Source organism: Anaerofustis sp. NSJ-163, assembly GCF_024135845.1.
Lineage (GTDB): Bacteria > Bacillota > Clostridia > Eubacteriales > Anaerofustaceae > Anaerofustis > Anaerofustis butyriciformans.
In genome coordinates this window covers 170,581-190,068 of record NZ_JAMYJV010000005.1, presented here as the reverse complement: position 1 = coordinate 190,068, position 19,488 = coordinate 170,581, and the positions used below count along the sequence as shown (strand labels likewise).

Sequence of the window (19,488 nt, the reverse complement as noted above, 5' to 3'; positions counted from 1 at the left end):
GTGACGATAGCGACGGTGTAACACCTGTAAACATTCCGAACACAGAAGTTAAGCCCGTCCACGCCTAGAGTACTTGTCTGGAGACGGACTGGGAGGGTAGGTAGTCGCGGGGTTTTTTTATTATTTATAATATTATATTTAATTTTAGAACTAATACAAAATGAGGAATATTATTTTTTTATTTGTATTAGCTTTAAAGTTTTAAAATTTGAATTTTTTTATTGTATATGCTAAAATATATAAAATATAAGACTAAGATTTATAGGAGATTTACATGATAAATTTAGATAGTTTAGAAATTAAATCAAATGCAGATAAAGTTTTTAATGTAATAAAACAACTAGAGTTAGATATTTTAGAAGAAATAGATAAAATATGTAGAAAAAATAAAATTGAATATTCTATTGGAGGAGGCACTATGTTAGGCGCTATTAGACATGGAGGCTTTATTCCTTGGGATGATGATATTGATATAGAATTAACAGCTGAAAATTATGAAAAACTTATTGAAGCTTGTAAAAAAGATTTAAATACTAAAAAATATACATTATTAACAAATGAAACAAATCCAAAATTTAATGATTTTCCGGCAAAGATTTTGTTAAAAAATACTATTGCTAGAAGTAAATCTGCAAGAAACGCGAATTTACCATTAACTTTATGTGTTGATATTTTTAAGTTAGATAATATGCCTAATGATTTTGAAAAGAGAAAAGAAATTGCACATAAATTATTTAACTTACGACAATGTATGTTTTGTAAGACATATAATAATATTACATTTTTAAAAGACCCAAATGATAGGCAAGGTAAAAATTTAAAATATATAAAATATGTGTCTCGTCCAGCTTTATATAAAAAAATAAAAAAGCTCGAAAAACAATGCAATGAATTGTATAAGGATTCAGATTATTTATATGATAATTGTATCTATCATGTAGGATATTATGGAGAACCAAATTTTGATAAAACGGGGTATGAGGATGTTAAATTTGAAAATTTAACTGTTAGGAAATTTAAACAGCATCACGAATATCTATGTAATTTATTTGGTGATGATTATATGGAAATGCCTCCAGTTGAAAGTAGAATGACCCATCATAATTATGTAGAATTTGATTTAGGGCCATATGCAAAGATGTATGATTTACCTGATGATTATGAAAAATATATGATTAATTCTTTGGATGGGGATAGATTATCTAGAATGAAAAATTTATGCCTTGATATGTTGGATGAAGTTGATAGAATATGTAAAAAATATGATATAAAATATTTTTTAAGTGGTGATGATTTAATATTTAAAGCTAAAAATATTGAGGAAATGTCTAATTTATGGCGTAAAGATGTAGGAATATTAATGGATTTTAATAATTTAAAGAAGTTTAATAGTGTAGTTGAAAATGAACTTGATGAAAAGTATTTCTATCAAACAGAAGAAACAGATTCTGAATATTTCTATGCTTATCCTAAAATAAGGCTTAAAGATACTTATTTAAAAGATAAAAGATTAGTCCCTGCTAAAATAAATGAAGGATTATGGATTAATATTGGTATAATGGTTAATGCTCCTAATGATCCTGTAGAAAGTGAAAATTATTATAAACAGATAAAATCAATTAATTCTGATATTGAATTAAAGTGCTTATTTGATGAAGTTAGAACTAGAAATTTAAAAAGGAAAAAAATTTCTATAAGAAGAAGTGTAATAAGATCACAAATAAAAAAACATAGAAAAGCAAAACGAATAAATGAATTAAAGAATGTATCTTTAAAAGAGTTAAAAGAAAAAAGAAAAAAACTATATAATAAATATGAAAATATAAATACAGATTATGTTGTAGATATTTCAACAACTATGTTAAATATGAATCGAATAAAAAAAGAATATTTTTCTGAAGGAAAAAGAGATACTTTATTAGGTCATGTTTATAATTTCCCTTCAAATTACAAAGCAATATGTAATGACTTTTTAAATATTTTTCCAAATAGAGAAAAAAAATATGATATATTATTTGAAATGAAAAACACAGAAAAGGATAAATATGATGAAGCTGTTAATAAAGGTACAGAAAAATTCTTAATTAATATAAACAAAAAACATCCAAGTTTCAATTTATCTATATATGATATAGACGAATATAAATTATCAGTATTAGATTTATAAAAAAAGAAGCTTTTATAAGCTTCTTTTTTATAAATCTAAATCAAATACTCCTGATCTATAATCATCAGCGTCATACATTCCAAGTTCAAATAAAGATACTTTCTTGTTTAGTTTTTCTTCTTGTTTTTCTGTTAAATTATTACATAAATAATTATATTCTTCTATATTTTCTTCTTTTAATTTTTTTACATCAAATAGATGTTTTTTCATTTTATTTCTTTGTTTATTAGAAATTTCTAAGAATTCTTGTAAATTTTTAGGGAAATTTAAATTATGATTTAAATAATTTATACTTTCACCTTCAGCAAATACAGATTTTTTTATATCTTTTAAAGGAAGTAAACTTGTTGTCGATTCTAAATAAAAATCACTTTCAATATTTTCATATTTATTAATTAAATGTTTTTGTCTCATAACTAATAGTTTTAATGGGATTAACTGTGTAAGTTGCCATTTTAAATATCTTTTTCTTCCTTTTTTCTTTAATTTTCTTGCTCTTAAAGAGTTATATAGCCATTTTAATCTAATTTGATCATATACATTACTTAATGCTCTATAATGTTTTAAACGTTTTTTAGCATCATTGGAAGTATTAATTAATACACCAATATTTATCCATAATCCTTGGTTTACATCTGCTGGAAAAGTTCTTCTGTCCCTAAAATAAGTGTAATTTAATTTTAATTTAGAATATGGGAAATGATAATTATTATTTGTAATATTATTTTCTAAGAAATAATAATGATTTAATTCTTTAGGTGCAACTTCAATAAATTTATCATATGCTTTTTTATCCATCAAAACAGTAACATCATCTCTCCATATTTTTGCATATTCTTCTGTATTGTTTGCTTTATATAAAGCATCATCACCACAAACAAAATAAGTAATATTATATTTTTTGCATATATTATCAATTACATCGAGCATTTCAAGTGATACTTGTTTTACTTTTTTTAATCTTGGAGCGTCTAGGTTCATTATGATATATTTTACATATTCTTTTGGAAGTCCATATTTTTCTGCATAAGGTCCAAGATCTACTCTTTTCCATTTATGGTGAGAAATTCTTTTTTCTTTTGGAAAAATTTTCATGTAGTTATCACCATATAATATTTTTAAGAAAGTGTCATATTCTTTTAAACATTTTACTGTTAAGTTTTCAAATGGAACATCTATATATTCTTTCTTTATACTCGAAGGAAATCCTCCAAAATTTCCATTTATGATTGAAGTATCAATTACATAATTTGTTTTTTCACCCTTCTTATGGTAATGCTTTGCATATTTGTCAAATTTTTTTAAGAAGTGCTTATAACTTCTAAGTTTTACATATATTCTTGCAATAGTCTTAAATGACTGTGGTACTTGGTTTGTAATGCCATACCATTTATAATAAGTTAATACTTTTATCCAATAGATTTTTTTTGCATAGTATGCTCTTTTAATTTTATTATTTGGTAAATAATCATGAATAAAGATATCAATAAATATACAATGATTATTTCCACTTAATTCCATTGATTTATTATTTAAAATGGTGTTGTTAATCATTAATCTTGGTGTGTAAGAATAAAAATTGGGGTTATTTTCATTACATTCAAGATGGAAGATATTTTCATCTAATTCATATTTTGAAACTTCTAAGAATTTTTCAAATTCAACTCTGTCCATATCGATGTCAATATCATCATCCCATGGAATATATCCTTTATGTCTAATAGCTCCAAGACAAGTACCACCACCCAGAGAGTAATTTATATTATGTTTTCTACATATTCTATCAATTTCTGCTAAACCTTCTAATTGTATTTTTCTTATAACATTTAATACTTGATCTTTTTTGCTTAAAGTCATATTATTTATTTTTTTCCTCCCTAATTCTTATTATAGCTCTAAATATTTCTAATTCGGCAGGGGTTGTGATTTTTAGATTCATTAATTCTTTATCTTGAACTATATAGATTTTTTTTCCTAAAGTATATAGTAGAGAAATAAAACATGTTCCATAATTTTCATCATCTAAAATATTTCTTTTTATTCCTTCATTGTATGCATATTGAAGATCTTTGGCACTTAGAGCTTGAGGTGTTCCTCCTGCATATACTTGATTTTTTGTATAAAATTTATTTACTTCAGAATTTTCAGTTATCATAAAATTTCCTGTTTTATTTGGTATACCAGTAAGTGAAGGTCCTTTTTCTTTTGCTGATTTTATTATATCTGTTATTACACTATCAAAAACCATCGGTCTAACACCATCATGAATAACAATTGTATCATCTTCTGATGACATAAAATCTTTAGCTTTTTCAAAACCTTTCATTATAGATTGTTTTAATGTATCTCCACCTTGTACAATTGCTTTAACTTTTTTTAGATCATATTCGTTTACTTTATCTTGAACAAAAGATATATAATCTTTTAATGTTACTATAATGATAGCATCAATATTATTATTATTTTCAAATTTTTCTAAACAGTAGAAAAGAACAGGTTTTCCTTCAACATCTAAAAACTGTTTAGGTGAATCTTTATATTCTTCACCCATTCTTGTACCTCTACCACTTGCTGTAATAATTGCAATATTCATTTTAATTTTCTCCTTATTTTATATTTATTATTTTTTCTAATAATCCGTTTTTTACAATCATTTCAAAGAAATCAAGTTGATGTTGGTATGTTATTTTAATATTATAAGGACTATCCTTTACGATTGCATAAGGATTATTGGTATTAATACATAATGTGCATAGTGCAGGGCAATTTTCGTAGACATTCATTTCTTTTGCTTGCCTATTATATTTTTCTAAATATCCTAATTTAATTGCTTGTGGAGTTTTAGACATATAAGAGGTGTCATTTCCTATATAACTTATACTATCTTTTTCATCACAAATAAATGCACATTCGGCAATTTTTACCATCCCACCTGCAGCACCGCATTCTTTTGCTTTTTCAACTATTTCTTCAACAGTTGATGTTGATACAAGAGGGCGTACTGCATCTGCCATTATTACTAAATCATCATCATTCATTAGTTCTTTTGCAACCTTTAATCCATTGAGAAAAGAGTCGCTAGTAGTTTTTCCTCCTTTTACAATTTTAAATAATTTTGTTATATTAAATTTTTTGCAATATTCTTCGGCTAAATTAATGTAATCTTCATGACAAGAAATTATTATTTTGTCTATATTGTTTGCTTTTTGTAATGGTTCAATAGAATAAATTAATAAAGGTTTACCTTCTACTTCAATAAATTGTTTTGGTAAAGAGGCTTTTTTATCATTTATTCTTTGACCAGTACCTCCAGCTTTAACAATTGCAATATTCATTATCTTTCTCCTATACAATTATTTTATTATAATTTTACATAATTTTTATTTTACCATATTATATATATTTTAGCTATATATTTTTTTATATAGCTAAATTTAAATATGTAAATATAAAATTAGTCTAATTTATTTAAAAGTATATATTGCTATTAAATATGTCTTTTATTTTATGCTATAATAAAAAATATTATAAAATATAAGAGGTGTAAAATGAAAATTATAGCGGATTTACATACACATACAAATATTAGCGAACATGCTTTTTCAACTCTTGAAGAAAATTGTATTGCGGCAAATAAAGCAGGGCTACAAGCCGTTGGTATTACAAACCATGGACCTGCTTTGGAAGATGGTGCAAGTCATTGGCATTTTAGAAGTCTTGGAAAGAATAATCCAGGTAAAATGCATGGGGTTTATTTAATAAGTGGTATAGAACTTAACATAATGCCTGAGGGTAATGTGGATTTAGAAGAAGAGTACATGGAAAATCTTGATTTAAAAATTGCATCTTTCCATCAAGAAATATTTTATCCAAAAGATAAAAATCATGTTAATGATATGCTTAGTGAGGCTTTGCTTAATAAAAACATAAATGTATTTGGTCATCTTGGAAATGAAATTTTTAAATTTGACTATGAGATGATTATATCTCAGTGTAATAAATATAATAAGATAGTTGAAGTAAATAATCACTCTTTTGCACAACGTCCGGGAAGTGATGTTAATTGTTTTGAAATTGTCAAACTATGTAAAAAATATGAAGTACCTATTATTGTAAATTCAGATGCACATATTTCTTCTGCAATAGGACATTTTGATGAATCAATAAAGTTGTTAAATGAAGTAGGTTATCCTGAGGAATTAGTTGTTAATTCTTCTATTGAAAGATTAAGAGATTATTTCAAACAAATTAGAGGTATTGATATTTGTAATAGATAGTTTTGTAAAGTCAATTTATTGAAGAAAAAAATGTATTATGTTATAATATTTAATCGGAAAAATTAAAATAGGGAATTTATGTATGGATTATATAACCATTAATGATAATTTTAACAGTACAATAGAAATAAAAAAATCTACTTTTATTTCAAATTTATTTTCGGTTAAAAATGTTGAAGAGGCTGAAAAATATCTTGAAGAAATTAGAAAAGAACACTATAAAGCTACTCATAATTGTTATGCATATATAATAGGTAAGAAAATGGAAATAAAAAAATCCAGTGATGATGGAGAACCTGCTATGACTGCAGGCAGACCTATATTAAATGCTATGGAAAAAAATAATCTTACAAATGCGTTAATAGTGGTTACAAGATATTTTGGAGGGATAAAACTTGGTGCCAGCGGGCTAATAAGAGCTTATTCTTCTTCTGCAAGTGAAGTTATAAAAGAAGCAAAGCTTGTAAAAAAGGTAATGACAGCTTTAACAAAAATTTCTTATGATTATTCTCTTCACGGAAAAATTGAAACGTATTTAAGAAAGACAGGGTATAAACTTGAAGATGCAGTTTTTACCGATAAAGTTACTTATGGAGTATATGTTCCGATAAATTTACAGGAAGAATTTAAAAATGAACTTATTGCAATTACAAATGCAAAAATAAATATAGAACATATAGATGATGTTTATATAGATAAATATTTATAAGGTGGTATCATTATGGATTTTAACATGGTTTTTAAGGATATTGTTGATAATGAAAAAAATCCGGTTTGTTTTGTAGATACAAACCATATTATAACGTACATGAATAAAAGTGCTTTAAAACGTTATGCTCATAGAGGCGGAGCTAATTTGATAGGAAAGTCCTTGTTTGATTGTCATAATGAAAATTCAAAAAAACTAACCCTTGAGTATATTGATAGATTTTTAAAAGATGATAATTTAACGGAAATTTATATGGGATATAACGAAAAACATAAAGAAAATAATTATATAGTTGCTGTAAGAGATGAAAACAGGAAACTTATCGGTTACTATGAACGACATGAAGAAGACAAATAGAGGGTATTAATGTTTGATTATATAAAAGGAAATGTTACTAATATAACTGATGGATATTTAACAATAGAAAATAAAAGTGGAATAGGTTTTTTATTAAATGTTTCACAAAATACTATAACGGATTTGGCAAACGATAAAGATGAAGTACAAATATTTACATATATGGCTGTAAGAGAAAACGATATAAGTTTATTTGGGTTTTCTACATCTTTTGAAAGGGAAGTATTCTTTAAACTTCTTACAGTTCCTAAAATAGGTCCTAAAATTGCTCTTAGTGTACTTAGTGCATTATCGCCTAACATGATTATAAGTGCCGTAATTAATAAAGATTATAAAGCCTTGTGTGCTGCAAACGGAGTTGGGAAAAAAGCGGCTGAACAAATAGTTGTTACTCTTCAAGATAAATTTTCAGATTTACCTGAAATAGATGAAATTTCTTTTGAAGATAGTATAGATATAAATGGTGATTTGAAAGCTGAGGCTGTTTTAGCTCTTACATCTTTAGGTTTTGATAGAGCTTATGCAAATAAAATCGTTAGTGGCATTTCTACTAATGATGACCTAACTATAGAAGATATAATTACTATTGCATTACAAAGAGTTAATGAATAAGGAGAAATATGGCTACAAGAATAGTAACAAGTAAAAAAACAGAACTTGATATAGAAAAAGATAAGTCTCTTCGTCCTTTGACTTTAGATGAATATATAGGTCAGGAAACCGTAAAGGAAAGGATGAGAGTCTTTATTTCTGCTGCAAAAGAAAGAGGAGAGGCTCTTGATCATGTTCTTTTATATGGACCTCCGGGGCTTGGGAAAACAACTCTTTCCAATATAATAGCAAACGAGCTTGGAGTATCTATAAAAGTTACATCCGGTCCAGCAATAGAAAAACCGGGAGATCTTGCAGCGATACTTACCGGACTTAAGAAAAATGATGTTTTATTTATTGATGAAATTCATAGATTAAACAGAACCATAGAAGAAGTTTTATATCCAGCAATGGAAGATTTTGCTTTTGATATTGTAATGGGAAAAGGACCAAATGCAAAATCCGTAAGGATACCTGTTGAACCTTTTACATTAGTTGGTGCTACGACGAGAACAGGACTTCTTTCTTCTCCTCTTCGTGATAGATTTGGAGTATTAAATAAGCTTGAGATGTATAAAATAGAAGAGCTTATGGAAATTATTAAAAGAAGTGCTGGAATACTTGAAATAAAAATAGATGATGATGGTGCAAGGGAAATCGCGATTCGTTCAAGACAGACTCCAAGAATTGCAAATAGATTTTTAAAACGTGTAAGAGACTATGCACAAGTAAAAAAATCTGATATTATAAATAAAGAAATTGCAATGGAAGCATTGAAGCTTTTAGGTGTAGACGAAAACGGACTTGATAGCAGTGATATTGCTATTTTAGATACCATTATAAATAAATTTGACGGTGGCCCTGTTGGTCTAAATACTCTTTCTGCTGTTATTGGTGAAGAAGAGGACACAATTCTTGATGTTTATGAACCGTATTTATTACAGCTTGGATTTATAAACAGAACTCCAAGAGGAAGAGTTGCAACAAAACTTGCTTATGATTATTTAAATGTTCCTTATACGAACAGTGAAATCATGACTAAATCAATATTTGAAATGGAAGAAGAATAATATATGAGAACTAGTGATTTTGATTATAATCTACCTGAAGAACTTATAGCGCAAACACCTATTGAAAAACGTGATTTTTCAAGGCTTATGGTAGTTAATAGAAATACAAAAGAAATAGAACACAAACATTTTTATGATTTAATAGATTACTTAAAAGAGGGTGATACTCTTGTACTTAATAATTCAAGAGTATTTCATGCAAGGCTTTTTGGAATAAAGGAAGAAACAGGAGCAAAAATTGAAACTTTTGTTTTAAAACCTTTAAGTAACAATATGTTTGAAGTAATGATAAAACCTGCAAAAAGATTAAAAAATGGAACAATTGTAAAATTTGACGATAACTTATCAATGCAGGTTGTTGAAAAATACGATGAAGGTTTGGCTAAGGTTAAATTTTTTGGCTGCGATGATGTTTTTTCTTATATAGATAAAATAGGAACGGTACCTTTGCCACCATATATAAAAGAAAAACTTGACGATGACGATAGATATCAGACTGTTTATTCAAAAGATAAAGGTTCTGCAGCAGCACCTACAGCAGGTCTTCATTTTACAAAAGAACTGCTTGAAAAAATAAAGGATAAAGGCATTAATGTTTGCTATGTAACTTTGCATGTAGGTCTTGGAACATTTAGACCTGTTAAAGAAGATGATATAAGCAATCATAAAATGCATAGTGAATTTTTTATTATAAGTGAAGAAACGGCAAAAATAATAAATGATACAAAAAAACGTGGAAAAGATATATTTGCTGTTGGAACAACGACAGTAAGAACACTTGAAAGTTGTTATCAAAAGTATGGAGATATAAGACCTGTTAGTATGAATACGGATATATTTATTTATCCGGGATTTGAATTTAAGGTAATAGACCATCTTATAACAAATTTTCATTTGCCAAAATCAACTTTACTCATGTTAATTAGTGCATTTTACAATAAAGATGATATACTAAAAGCATATGAAGAAGCTATAAAAGAAAGATACAGATTTTTTAGTTTTGGAGATGCAATGTTAATAATATAGGAGGAACTTTATGAAAAAACCATTATCAAACAAATTAGATAAAATATCACCATCAATGACACTTGCCATTACATCAAAGGCAAACAAACTTAAAAGAGAAGGAGAAAAAGTTTACTCTTTCGGTACAGGAGAACCTGATTTTGATACTCCACAAGTAATTATTGATGCAGCTAACGAAGCAATGAAAAAGGGTATAACAAGATATACCGATGTAAAAGGTCTTATAGATTTAAGAACAGCTATAAGTGAAAAATATAAAAAAGAATTTAATATTGATTATGATCCTGAAAGTGAAATTATTGTTTCATCAGGTGCAAAACATTCGTTATTTACTGCTTTGCAAGCTTTGATTAGTGACGGAGATGAAGTAATTATTCCTGTTCCATACTGGGTAAGTTATTCTGAAATGGTTAAAGTTGCAGGAGGAAAACCTGTATTTGTATATCCAAAGAAAGAAAATAACTTTGTTTTGACAAAAGAAGAACTTGAAGCCGTAATAACACCAAAATCAAAGGTTATTATGCTTAATAATCCTTCAAATCCTACAGGTGTTGTATATACAAAAGAACAACTTAAGGAAGTTGCTGATGTATGTGTTAAGGAAGGTATATACATTTTAAGTGATGAAATTTATGAAATGTTACTTTACAACGATAAAGAGTTTACTCCTGTTGCATCTTTATCAGATGAAATAAAAGATATTACAATAACAATCAACGGAGCTTCAAAGTCATATGCAATGACAGGATGGAGAATAGGTTATTCTCTTGCAAATAAAGATATTGTAAAAGCAATGAACACAATTCAAGGACAATGCGTTTCTCATCCAAGCAGTATTTCTCAATATGCTACAATTACAGCATTAAAAACAGATCAAAAAATCGTATATGATATGGTAAAAGAATATGACAGCAGAAGAAAATATATGCTTAGTGTATTAAAAGAAGTAGATGGTGTTGAACCTATTGAACCAGATGGGGCATTTTATGTTTTTGCCGATGTTTCTAAATATTATGGAAAAGAATATAACGGAAAACAAATAAATGGTTCAATAGATTTTGCAGATGCACTTCTTAGCAGCAAAAATGTTGCGGTAATTCCTGGTATTGGATTTGGTGCAGATGACTTTATAAGATTTTCTTATGCGACAAGTATGGAAGATATTGAAAGTGGTTTAAAATTATTCAAAGAATTTATAAATGAAATAAAATAGGAGAATTAAAATGAGTAGAGATGTTTATACTAATCCATTAATCGAAAGATATTCAAGTAAGGAAATGCTTTATATTTTCTCAGCTGACAAGAAATTTTCAACATGGAGAAAATTATGGGTTGCTCTTGCAAAAGGTGAAAAAGAATTAGGTCTTGATATTACTGATGAACAAGTAAAAGCATTAGAAGATAATATCTATGATATAGATTATGATTTAGCAAGAGAATACGAAAATAAATTTAGACACGATGTAATGGCTCATGTTCATACTTACGGAGATAAAGTTCCCGTTGCAAAAGGTATTATACACTTAGGTGCTACGAGTGCATATGTTGGAGATAATACTGATTTAATTATTTTTAAAGAAGCTTTAGAACTTATTAAAAAACAACTTGTAAATTTAATTAAAGTAATGAGTGAATTTGCAATTAAATATAAAGATTTACCAACACTTGGATTTACTCATTTTCAACCTGCTCAACTTACAACAGTAGGTAAAAGAGCGACACTTTGGATTCAAGATTTACTTCTTGATTATGAAGAAGTTGAATTTGTTCTTTCTACATTTAGAATGAGAGGTGTAAAAGGAACAACAGGAACACAGGCAAGTTTTATGTCATTATTTAACAATGATGAAGAAAAAATAAAAAAATTAAATGAGTTTGTATGTAAAGAAATGGGCTTTGATACAGACTTTACAGTAACAGGACAAACTTATCCAAGAAAATTTGACAGCAGAGTTGTAAATGCTCTTGCAGGGATTGCTCAAAGTTTACATAAGTTTGCTACTGATGTTAGATTACTTCAAAATTTGAAAGAAATTGAAGAGCCTTTTGAAAAAAATCAAATTGGTTCATCTGCAATGGCATATAAACGTAATCCGATGAGAAGCGAAAGAATATGTTCTCTTGCAAGACATATTATTGCAAATCAAGTAAACCCAGCAATGACAGCAAGCGTACAATGGTTTGAAAGAACTCTTGATGATTCTGCAAACAGAAGAATTTCAATTCCTGAAAGTTTCATGTGCTGTGATGCTATTCTTCAAATAGCAATAAATATCGCAAGCGGTTTTGTTGTAAACGAAAAAGTAATCCATAAAGATATTATGGCTGAACTTCCATTTATGACAACAGAAAACATCTTAATGGAAGCTGTAAAAAGAGGTGGAGACAGACAAGAACTTCATGAAAAAATCAGGGTTTACTCTATGGAAGCAAGCAAAGTTGTTAAACAAGAAGGTAAACCAAACGACTTACTTGAAAGAATTTCAAAAGACCCTGCATTTAATTTGGAATTAAGCGAAATCCACGATATTTTAAAACCTGAAAAATATGTAGGAAGAGCTGTTAACCAAGTTATTGAATTTGTAGAAGAAGATGTTAAACCTGTACTAGAAAAAAATAAAGATTTAATAGGTTACGATGTTACATTAAAAGTTTAAGATTTAGGAGAAATAATGAATTATAAAGATAAAACGCAATTTTTTATAAATTTATTGGAAGAGAAGAAATTATCAAATATATATGCTGTTGATGTTACGGATTTAACTTCAGAAGCAAATGCTTTTATAGTTGCGAGTGCAAATAGTGACAGACAAGCAAAAGCTGTATGTGAATTTGTAGAAGAAAAAGCAGAGGAAAACGGCATATTTCTTGAAGGAAAAGAAGGTATAAAACTTTCAAGATGGATATTAATGGATTATGGAGAAATAGTACTTCATATTTTTGTAAAAGAAGAAAGAGATTTCTATAATCTGGAAAGATTATGGCAAGACGGAAAAATAATTAAGGAGTAAAGTATTTTATGAATATCAGAACAAGATTTGCACCAAGTCCTACAGGATTTTTACACATTGGAGGACTTAGAACAGCTCTTTATTGCTATTTATGGGCAAAACATAATGCCGGTGATTATTTGCTTAGAATAGAAGATACAGATAGAACAAGATATGTTGAAGGTTCTGTTGAAAATTTAATTAATGCATTGGAATTTTGCGGTGTAAAACATGATGAAGGTCCAATGTTAAAAGATGGTAAAGTTGTTGAAGTAGGAGATAAGGGACCATATTTTCAATCAGACAGACTTGATATATACAAAAAATATATCAATAAACTTTTAGATGAAGGTAAAGCTTATTATTGTTTCTGTGACAAAGAAAGACTTGATAAATTAAGAGAAGAACAAGTAAAAAACAAACAAACACCAAAATATGATGGTAAATGTAAAAATATACCTAGAGAAGAAGCTGAAAGAAGAATAAAAAACGGTGAAAGTTATGTTATAAGAATGGCTCTTCCTGAAAATGAAGATATTACTTTTTATGATGAAGTAAGGGGAGAGGTTACAATAAATACAAACGATGTTGACGAACAAGTTCTTATTAAAGCAGACGGATTCCCGACATATCATTTTGCAGTTGTGGTTGATGATCATTTAATGGATGTTAACTATGTAATAAGAGGAGAAGAATGGCTTGTTTCTACTCCAAAACATATCATTTTGTATAATTATCTTGGTTGGGAACTTCCAAAATTTGCACATCTTCCAACGGTATTAAATAAAAACAAGAAGAAATTAAGTAAAAGACATGATTCTGTTGCAGTTGAAGACTTTATACAAAAAGGGTATCTTCCTGAAGCATTGATAAATTACATTGCTCTTCTTGGATGGTCTGATCCTGAAGGAAAAGAAATTTTATCAATGGATGAATTAATAAGAGATTTTGATATTTCAAGAGTAACAAAAGCGGGTGCTGTTTTTGATACTGAAAAATTAAACTGGGTTAATGCTCATTACATCAAAGAAAAATCAAATGAAGAACTTATTGCTTTAATTAAACCATATTTACTAAAAGATAATTTAGTAAATGATGATGTCAATGATGAAACAATGGAATATATTGTTGAAGCCATTAAAGATAAGTTAAATTATTTAGAAGAAAGTATAGAGCTTACAAAAGAATTATACTTAAAAGCAAATCTTGATGAACTTGATGATAAAGCAAAAGAAGTCATGGATATGGAAACAAATGAAACATTGTTTGAAAACTTGGTTTCATTATTTGAACAAGAAGAAAAACTTACACCTGAAATTGTTTCAAAGAGTTTAAAATCTATTCAAAAAGAATTTAAAATAAAAGGTAAAGCTTTATATATGCCTACAAGAATAGCAATAAGCGGAATTATGCATGGTGCGGATTTAACTTATATTTTAAGTATTTTAGGTAAAGATGAAGTTATTGAAAGACTTAAAAAGGCTTTGAATTATATAAAATAAGATTAAAGGAGATATTGTAAAATATCTCCTTTTTTAAGCTTAAAATAAGGTTTTTTTTGATATTTTACTTGTAAAAAGTATAAAAGTTTTATATCATATATTATGAGTTATTATGACGAAAGATAGAGGGTTTATTATGTATAGTTTTACAAATGATTATAGTGAAGGTGCTCATAAAAATATATTGGCAGCACTTATCAAAACTAATTTTGAGCAAAGCAGCGGATATGGCACAGATAAATACTGTGAAGAAGCAAGTGAAATAATAAAAAAATTAATAAAAAGAGAAAACAGCAACGTACATTTTTTATCAGGAGGAACTGTAACAAATACAGCTTTTATTTCTTCGGCTCTAAGACCTCACGAAGGAGTAATTGCAGCATCAACTGCACATATTAATGTACATGAATCAGGTTCTATTGAAGCAACAGGACATAAAATAATAGTTAAAGAAGAAAACAACGGTAAACTTTTGGCTTCAGACGTTGAAGAAGTTGCAAAAAAACATTTTGATGATGAAGAAAGAGAACACTGTGTTAAACCTAAAATGGTATATATTTCAAATCCAACAGAACTTGGAACTATTTATACCAAAGAAGAAATTAAGAAATTAAGAGAAGTTTGTGATAAGTACGGCTTATATTTATACTTAGACGGAGCAAGGCTTGGTTCAGCTCTTACTTGTGTAGATAATGATGTTACAATGGAAGATTTAGCTAATTTAACTGATGCATTCTATATTGGCGGTACAAAAATGGGTGCATTATTCGGTGAAGCACTTGTAATAAATAACGAAGAATTGAACGTTGATTTTAGATATCATATTAAACAAAATGGTGGAATGATTGCAAAAGGCAGACTTCTTGGTGTTCAGTTTGTTGAACTATTTAAAGATGGGTTATATTTTGAAATAGGTAAACACGAAAACAGACTTGCAAATAAATTAACACTTGGTATTGGTAATTTAGGTTATGGTTTTTATTCAATGTCTGCAACGAACCAAGTATTTCCTATTCTTCCAAATGATATTTTGAAAGTACTTTTAAAGAAATATTCATTTGAATTATGGGAAAAATTAAGTGAAGAAAAAAGTGTAATAAGACTTTGTACATCTTTTGCAACAACTGAAAAAGCTGTAGATGAATTCTTAAAAGATTTAGCTAAACTTACAATTGCAAAAGAAAAATTAATGAAAGAGTTACATGAAGAACATGAAGATGCAGGTATAGAAGAAACAGCAAATGCTACTGAAGAAGTTGCTGTTGAAGAATCTCAAGAAATTGTAGATGAAGTTTTTCCTAATGAGGAAGTAGAAGAAGTTGAAGAAATAATACCTGAAGAAGTTACAGATGAAGAAGTAATAGAAGAATTCCAAGAAGGGGATTTTGTTGAACCTGTTGAAATCGAAGAAGAAGATTTTGTTGAAGATTCTAATATTATGGATGAACATGAAGAAGAAACTTTAACTGAAGAAAATTATTTTGAAGACAATTCAATTGATGAAAACTTATTTAGTGAACCTGCCAAAGAAGAAGTTGTTCAAAATGAATATGTAGAAGAAGATATTAAGGAAGAAGATATTGAACCTCAAAAGAGTGAAAGAGTTGAAAGTAAAAAATTAGACTTTGAAACTTTTGAGCCAATGGAAGAAAAAATTGAACCTGCAAAAACTCAAAGTAAAGATATTTTTGAAGATATTTTTTCTTCAGAAATAGATTATACAAATTTTGATGAAAAAGATTCAAAGGAAGACGATAAAGTAGTATTTAAAAAAGACAGTGATATGGATTTTTTCAGTGAATTTGAATTTGAAGATTAATTTTTAAGCATCTTGCATTGCAAGATGCTTTTATATAAAAAATATTAAATAATCATTGACAATAAAAGGGTTTAGTGATATACTCTTTTAGAAAACAAAGTAGAAGAATTGCTTCTCACCAAACAAACATGGATTTAGTTTGGTAAATATATACACATTTATTTAGTGATATATTTAGGTAGCAGTTCTTTGCTATCTATTTTTTTAATCATGGAGGTATGATTCAATTAAAGATTTTCAAATTAATGAACAAATTAGAGACAGAGAAGTAAGAGTTATCAGTGATGACGGCTCAATGCTTGGTATAATGTCTGCGCAAGAAGCTTTAAAAGAAGCTGATAAAAGAAATCTTGATTTAGTTAAGGTTTCACCTGATGCAAAACCACCGGTTTGTAAAATTCTCGATTATGGTAAGTTCAAATATGAACAAAACAGAAGAGAAAAAGAAAATAAGAAAAACCAAAAAGTTGTAAACATTAAGGAAATCAGAACTTCTGTTAGAGTACAAGATCATGACTTAGAAGTAAAAGCTAAAAACTGCCGTAAATTCTTAAAAGCGGGAGATAAAGTAAAAGTTTCCGTAAGATTTAGAGGTAGAGAAATGGCTTATGTTGACAGAGGTAAAGAAGTACTGTTGAAATTTGCTTCTATGGTTAATGAGGTAGGAACAATTGAGAAACAACCTAAGTTAGAAGGTCGTAATTATACAATGACATTACAACCTGCTAAAGGTAAAGAAAAATAGTAGGAAAGGACGGATATTAATATGCCTAAAATGAAATCTCATAGAGGCGCTTCAAAAAGATTTAAAAGAAATAAATCTGGCGTTATCAAAAGAAAAAAAGCATTTAGAAATCACATTTTAAACAAAAAAACAACTAAGAGAAAAAGAAAATTAAGAAAGGGTGGCTACGTTTCTGCAGCTGACCAAAAAACAATCAGCTACATTATTGTTAAGTAGTTAAAAGGTAATAATATATGGCTAGAGTAAAAAGAAGTTTAAATAGTAAAAAGAAACATAAAAAAGTACTAAAACTTGCAAAAGGTTATTATGGTGCTAAATCTAAATTATACAGACCTGCAAACGAAGCTGTAATGAGAGCTTTAAGAAGTTCTTATGCAGGTAGAAAACAAAGAAAAAGAGATTTTAGAAAACTTTGGATTACAAGAATCAATGCAGCTACAAGAATGAATGATATGTCTTATTCAAGATTCATTAATGGTCTTAAAAAAGCTAATGTTGAAATCGACAGAAAAATGTTAGCTGACCTTGCTATGAATGATGAAGCTGCTTTTGCTAAATTAGTTGAAGTTGCTAAAAACGCATTATAAAATATTAGAACATAACTTATGTTATGTTCTTTTTTTATATAAAAATAAAAAGCCGTAAATTTAATTACAGCTTTTTATTCATTAGGTATTATTTTATTTTTTGCACTCCGACTCCAATAAGTCCAGGTCCCGTATGGACTGCAAGAGCAGGAGATATAGCCCCCACAAAAACGCTTTTTACGTTTGGAAAATCATTTTTTATATTATCTTCAATTTCTTTTGCTTCTTCTTTTGACCATACATTTACAACGGCAATATTATATTCTTCGAATTGTTTAGCATATTCTTTAGCTTCGTTAATAGCCTTTTTAATGGATTTTTTTCTTCCTCTTGCTTTTGATACTACATAATATATTCCGTCGCTGTTACAAGATATAACAGGCTTTAAATCAAGTGCTGTTCCTACAACTGAAGCAACAAGACCTATTCTTCCGCCTTTTCTTAGGTATTCTAATGTTTTAACACAAAAATAAACTTTTGTGTTATTTATTGCATCATCTAATTTTTCTTTTATTTCATCAAAAGAATATCCTTGCTCAATAAGTTCACCTGCTCTTATTGCAGTGAATCCTGCTCCTATATCTATATTTTTTGTATCTACAAGCATTATGTCTAATTTATCTTCAAAGGATTCACTTGCTATTCTCATTGCATTATGAGTTCCGCTAAGACCGCTTGAAATTGTAACAACAATAACTTTTTTATATCCGTCTGTTAGTACCCTTTCAAAAGTTTCCATTATATCATCAATTGAAGGAAGAGAAGTTGTAGGTACTTCTTCTTTTAATTTTTCACATATTTTATTTATATTGATATCAATTCCATCTCTATAGCTTTGATTTTCATAGTTAACTATAAGAGGTACAACATACATATTATATTTTTCGATATATTTTGGAGGAACGTCTGTACCTGAATCGGTAATAATAGCGATTTTTTCTTTATTGTTCATGGTTATTTCCTTTTAATTTAAAAAATTATTTTATCTGTTATTTAATATTATATTATATAATATATGATACTTTGTCAAGAGCTTTCATATACTATTGACAACATAAAATCATGATGATATACTTCTAAAAAGGAGTAAGATATGAATAAATTTGAAGAATCAGTTTATACAAAAGAAATTTTAAAATTTCATTTTCCAAGATATAATGAACTTCCAAATATTGAATTATATATGGATCAAGTAATTAGTTTTACCGAGGATGTTTTGGAAGTATTTAAAATATATGAAAAAGAAAAACTTATAACTTCATCTATGGTTAACAATTACGTAAAGCAAGGATTGGTTTCTCCTCCTGTAAAGAAAAAATATACTAAACATCATATTGCCTATATAATTGTAGTTTGTTCATTAAAACAAATTTTATCAATTTCTGAAATTTGTGATTTAATAAAAATACAAATAGATACATATCCGATAGAGGAAGCTTATGATTATTTTGCCAGAGAAATGGAAAAAGCTTTTAGAATTGCATTTATTGAAGATGATGATGTAGAAGAAAGTTCAAACAATACTTATGAAGCAAAAATTGTAAGACTTGCGACAAAGTCCCTTGCAAATAAAATTTATTTACAAAAATATTTACTATTTAAAGAAGATGAAGAAAAGCATTAAGCTTTTCTTTTTTATTAAAAATAA

The 19,488-nt window shown here is 27.8% G+C and carries 19 protein-coding genes, 1 rRNA gene and 1 pseudogene; 17 read left to right on the top strand and 4 right to left on the bottom strand.

The window, feature by feature from the left end; translation table 11 throughout:
• Positions 1 to 113: ribosomal RNA gene (gene rrf, locus M6G78_RS08495) — 5S ribosomal RNA — on the top strand; the annotation flags it as partial.
• A 161-nt stretch (positions 114 to 274) separates the two neighbouring features.
• A complete protein-coding gene (locus M6G78_RS08490; RefSeq protein WP_253230157.1) occupies positions 275 to 2,167 on the top strand; it encodes a LicD family protein in 1,893 nt (630 codons plus the stop codon).
• Between the two features lie 27 nt (positions 2,168 to 2,194).
• On the opposite strand, the gene M6G78_RS08485 is transcribed toward M6G78_RS08490, so the two are convergent.
• From M6G78_RS08485 to M6G78_RS08475, 3 genes are read right to left on the bottom strand one after another with little or no spacing between them, the layout of a single operon-like run.
• Positions 2,195 to 4,024, bottom strand: coding sequence for a LicD family protein (locus M6G78_RS08485; protein WP_253230156.1), 1,830 nt, complete (start codon positions 4,022 to 4,024; stop codon positions 2,195 to 2,197).
• A gap of 1 nt (position 4,025) precedes the next feature.
• Entirely contained in the window at positions 4,026 to 4,760 is a 735-nt protein-coding gene (locus M6G78_RS08480; protein ID WP_138268384.1) for a 2-C-methyl-D-erythritol 4-phosphate cytidylyltransferase, read from the bottom strand.
• A gap of 13 nt (positions 4,761 to 4,773) precedes the next feature.
• The gene (locus tag M6G78_RS08475; RefSeq protein WP_138268383.1) at positions 4,774 to 5,502 is read right to left on the bottom strand and encodes a 2-C-methyl-D-erythritol 4-phosphate cytidylyltransferase; all 729 of its coding nucleotides are present in this window, start codon (positions 5,500 to 5,502) and stop codon (positions 4,774 to 4,776) included.
• Between the two features lie 213 nt (positions 5,503 to 5,715).
• On the opposite strand from M6G78_RS08475, the gene M6G78_RS08470 reads away from it, so the two are divergent.
• The 14 genes and pseudogenes from M6G78_RS08470 to rplT all read left to right on the top strand — a co-directional run bounded on the left by M6G78_RS08470 (position 5,716) and on the right by rplT (position 17,840).
• Positions 5,716 to 6,444, top strand: coding sequence for a phosphatase (locus tag M6G78_RS08470; protein ID WP_253230155.1), 729 nt, complete (start codon positions 5,716 to 5,718; stop codon positions 6,442 to 6,444).
• A gap of 82 nt (positions 6,445 to 6,526) precedes the next feature.
• Complete coding sequence (locus M6G78_RS08465) at positions 6,527 to 7,153, top strand: YigZ family protein (RefSeq protein ID WP_138268381.1); 627 nt, start codon at positions 6,527 to 6,529, stop codon at positions 7,151 to 7,153.
• A 12-nt stretch (positions 7,154 to 7,165) separates the two neighbouring features.
• Entirely contained in the window at positions 7,166 to 7,510 is a 345-nt protein-coding gene (locus M6G78_RS08460) for a PAS domain-containing protein (RefSeq protein ID WP_253230154.1), read from the top strand.
• A gap of 9 nt (positions 7,511 to 7,519) precedes the next feature.
• The gene (gene ruvA / locus M6G78_RS08455; protein ID WP_253230153.1) at positions 7,520 to 8,122 is read left to right on the top strand and encodes a Holliday junction branch migration protein RuvA; all 603 of its coding nucleotides are present in this window, start codon (positions 7,520 to 7,522) and stop codon (positions 8,120 to 8,122) included.
• An 8-nt stretch (positions 8,123 to 8,130) separates the two neighbouring features.
• Positions 8,131 to 9,171 carry a Holliday junction branch migration DNA helicase RuvB gene (gene ruvB / locus M6G78_RS08450; RefSeq protein ID WP_253230152.1) on the top strand — a complete coding sequence of 347 codons (1,041 nt, stop codon included), beginning with the start codon at positions 8,131 to 8,133 and terminating at the stop codon, positions 9,169 to 9,171.
• 3 nt (positions 9,172 to 9,174) lie between these two features.
• A complete protein-coding gene (gene queA, locus M6G78_RS08445) occupies positions 9,175 to 10,197 on the top strand; it encodes a tRNA preQ1(34) S-adenosylmethionine ribosyltransferase-isomerase QueA (RefSeq protein WP_253230151.1) in 1,023 nt (340 codons plus the stop codon).
• A gap of 10 nt (positions 10,198 to 10,207) precedes the next feature.
• Complete coding sequence (locus tag M6G78_RS08440) at positions 10,208 to 11,410, top strand: pyridoxal phosphate-dependent aminotransferase (RefSeq protein ID WP_253230150.1); 1,203 nt, start codon at positions 10,208 to 10,210, stop codon at positions 11,408 to 11,410.
• Positions 11,411 to 11,420: 10 nt separating this feature from the next.
• Positions 11,421 to 12,854: an adenylosuccinate lyase gene (gene purB, locus M6G78_RS08435; protein ID WP_253230149.1), complete on the top strand. Its 1,434-nt coding sequence runs from the start codon at positions 11,421 to 11,423 to the stop codon at positions 12,852 to 12,854.
• A 15-nt stretch (positions 12,855 to 12,869) separates the two neighbouring features.
• Complete coding sequence (gene rsfS / locus M6G78_RS08430) at positions 12,870 to 13,208, top strand: ribosome silencing factor (RefSeq protein WP_253230148.1); 339 nt, start codon at positions 12,870 to 12,872, stop codon at positions 13,206 to 13,208.
• Positions 13,209 to 13,216: 8 nt separating this feature from the next.
• Entirely contained in the window at positions 13,217 to 14,689 is a 1,473-nt protein-coding gene (gene gltX / locus M6G78_RS08425; protein WP_253230147.1) for a glutamate--tRNA ligase, read from the top strand.
• A 136-nt stretch (positions 14,690 to 14,825) separates the two neighbouring features.
• A pseudogene (locus tag M6G78_RS08420) lies at positions 14,826 to 15,857 on the top strand (low specificity L-threonine aldolase); the annotation flags it as partial.
• An 877-nt stretch (positions 15,858 to 16,734) separates the two neighbouring features.
• Positions 16,735 to 17,253 (top strand): translation initiation factor IF-3, encoded by a 519-nt coding sequence (infC, locus tag M6G78_RS08415; protein ID WP_138268371.1) that lies wholly within the window; start codon positions 16,735 to 16,737, stop codon positions 17,251 to 17,253.
• A gap of 21 nt (positions 17,254 to 17,274) precedes the next feature.
• Positions 17,275 to 17,469, top strand: coding sequence for a 50S ribosomal protein L35 (gene rpmI / locus M6G78_RS08410; RefSeq protein ID WP_138268370.1), 195 nt, complete (start codon positions 17,275 to 17,277; stop codon positions 17,467 to 17,469).
• A gap of 17 nt (positions 17,470 to 17,486) precedes the next feature.
• Positions 17,487 to 17,840 carry a 50S ribosomal protein L20 gene (gene rplT, locus M6G78_RS08405; RefSeq protein ID WP_138268369.1) on the top strand — a complete coding sequence of 118 codons (354 nt, stop codon included), beginning with the start codon at positions 17,487 to 17,489 and terminating at the stop codon, positions 17,838 to 17,840.
• A gap of 88 nt (positions 17,841 to 17,928) precedes the next feature.
• Here rplT and M6G78_RS08400 read toward each other — a convergent pair whose 3' ends face one another.
• Complete coding sequence (locus M6G78_RS08400) at positions 17,929 to 18,792, bottom strand: DegV family protein (RefSeq protein ID WP_253230146.1); 864 nt, start codon at positions 18,790 to 18,792, stop codon at positions 17,929 to 17,931.
• Between the two features lie 141 nt (positions 18,793 to 18,933).
• On the opposite strand from M6G78_RS08400, the gene M6G78_RS08395 reads away from it, so the two are divergent.
• Positions 18,934 to 19,464, top strand: a complete 531-nt coding sequence (locus M6G78_RS08395; RefSeq protein WP_253230145.1) for a DUF1836 domain-containing protein — start codon at positions 18,934 to 18,936, stop codon at positions 19,462 to 19,464.
• Positions 19,465 to 19,488 lie beyond the last annotated feature (24 nt).

Excerpts from the sequence above, each read along its gene's own strand:
- rpmI (WP_138268370.1), top strand. The coding sequence starts at position 17,275 with ATGCCTAAAATGAAATCTCATAGAGGCGCTTCAAAAAGATTTAAAAGA.
- M6G78_RS08470 (WP_253230155.1), top strand. The coding sequence starts at position 5,716 with ATGAAAATTATAGCGGATTTACATACACATACAAATATTAGCGAACAT.
- M6G78_RS08465 (WP_138268381.1), top strand. The coding sequence starts at position 6,527 with ATGGATTATATAACCATTAATGATAATTTTAACAGTACAATAGAAATA.
- purB (WP_253230149.1), top strand. The coding sequence starts at position 11,421 with ATGAGTAGAGATGTTTATACTAATCCATTAATCGAAAGATATTCAAGT.
- M6G78_RS08440 (WP_253230150.1), top strand. The coding sequence starts at position 10,208 with ATGAAAAAACCATTATCAAACAAATTAGATAAAATATCACCATCAATG.
- gltX (WP_253230147.1), top strand. The coding sequence starts at position 13,217 with ATGAATATCAGAACAAGATTTGCACCAAGTCCTACAGGATTTTTACAC.
- rsfS (WP_253230148.1), top strand. The coding sequence starts at position 12,870 with ATGAATTATAAAGATAAAACGCAATTTTTTATAAATTTATTGGAAGAG.
- M6G78_RS08490 (WP_253230157.1), top strand. The coding sequence starts at position 275 with ATGATAAATTTAGATAGTTTAGAAATTAAATCAAATGCAGATAAAGTT.
- M6G78_RS08460 (WP_253230154.1), top strand. The coding sequence starts at position 7,166 with ATGGATTTTAACATGGTTTTTAAGGATATTGTTGATAATGAAAAAAAT.
- M6G78_RS08480 (WP_138268384.1), bottom strand. The coding sequence starts at position 4,760 with ATGAATATTGCAATTATTACAGCAAGTGGTAGAGGTACAAGAATGGGT.
- queA (WP_253230151.1), top strand. The coding sequence starts at position 9,175 with ATGAGAACTAGTGATTTTGATTATAATCTACCTGAAGAACTTATAGCG.
- M6G78_RS08400 (WP_253230146.1), bottom strand. The coding sequence starts at position 18,792 with ATGAACAATAAAGAAAAAATCGCTATTATTACCGATTCAGGTACAGAC.
- M6G78_RS08485 (WP_253230156.1), bottom strand. The coding sequence starts at position 4,024 with ATGACTTTAAGCAAAAAAGATCAAGTATTAAATGTTATAAGAAAAATA.
- M6G78_RS08395 (WP_253230145.1), top strand. The coding sequence starts at position 18,934 with ATGAATAAATTTGAAGAATCAGTTTATACAAAAGAAATTTTAAAATTT.
- rplT (WP_138268369.1), top strand. The coding sequence starts at position 17,487 with ATGGCTAGAGTAAAAAGAAGTTTAAATAGTAAAAAGAAACATAAAAAA.
- ruvA (WP_253230153.1), top strand. The coding sequence starts at position 7,520 with ATGTTTGATTATATAAAAGGAAATGTTACTAATATAACTGATGGATAT.
- ruvB (WP_253230152.1), top strand. The coding sequence starts at position 8,131 with ATGGCTACAAGAATAGTAACAAGTAAAAAAACAGAACTTGATATAGAA.
- M6G78_RS08475 (WP_138268383.1), bottom strand. The coding sequence starts at position 5,502 with ATGAATATTGCAATTGTTAAAGCTGGAGGTACTGGTCAAAGAATAAAT.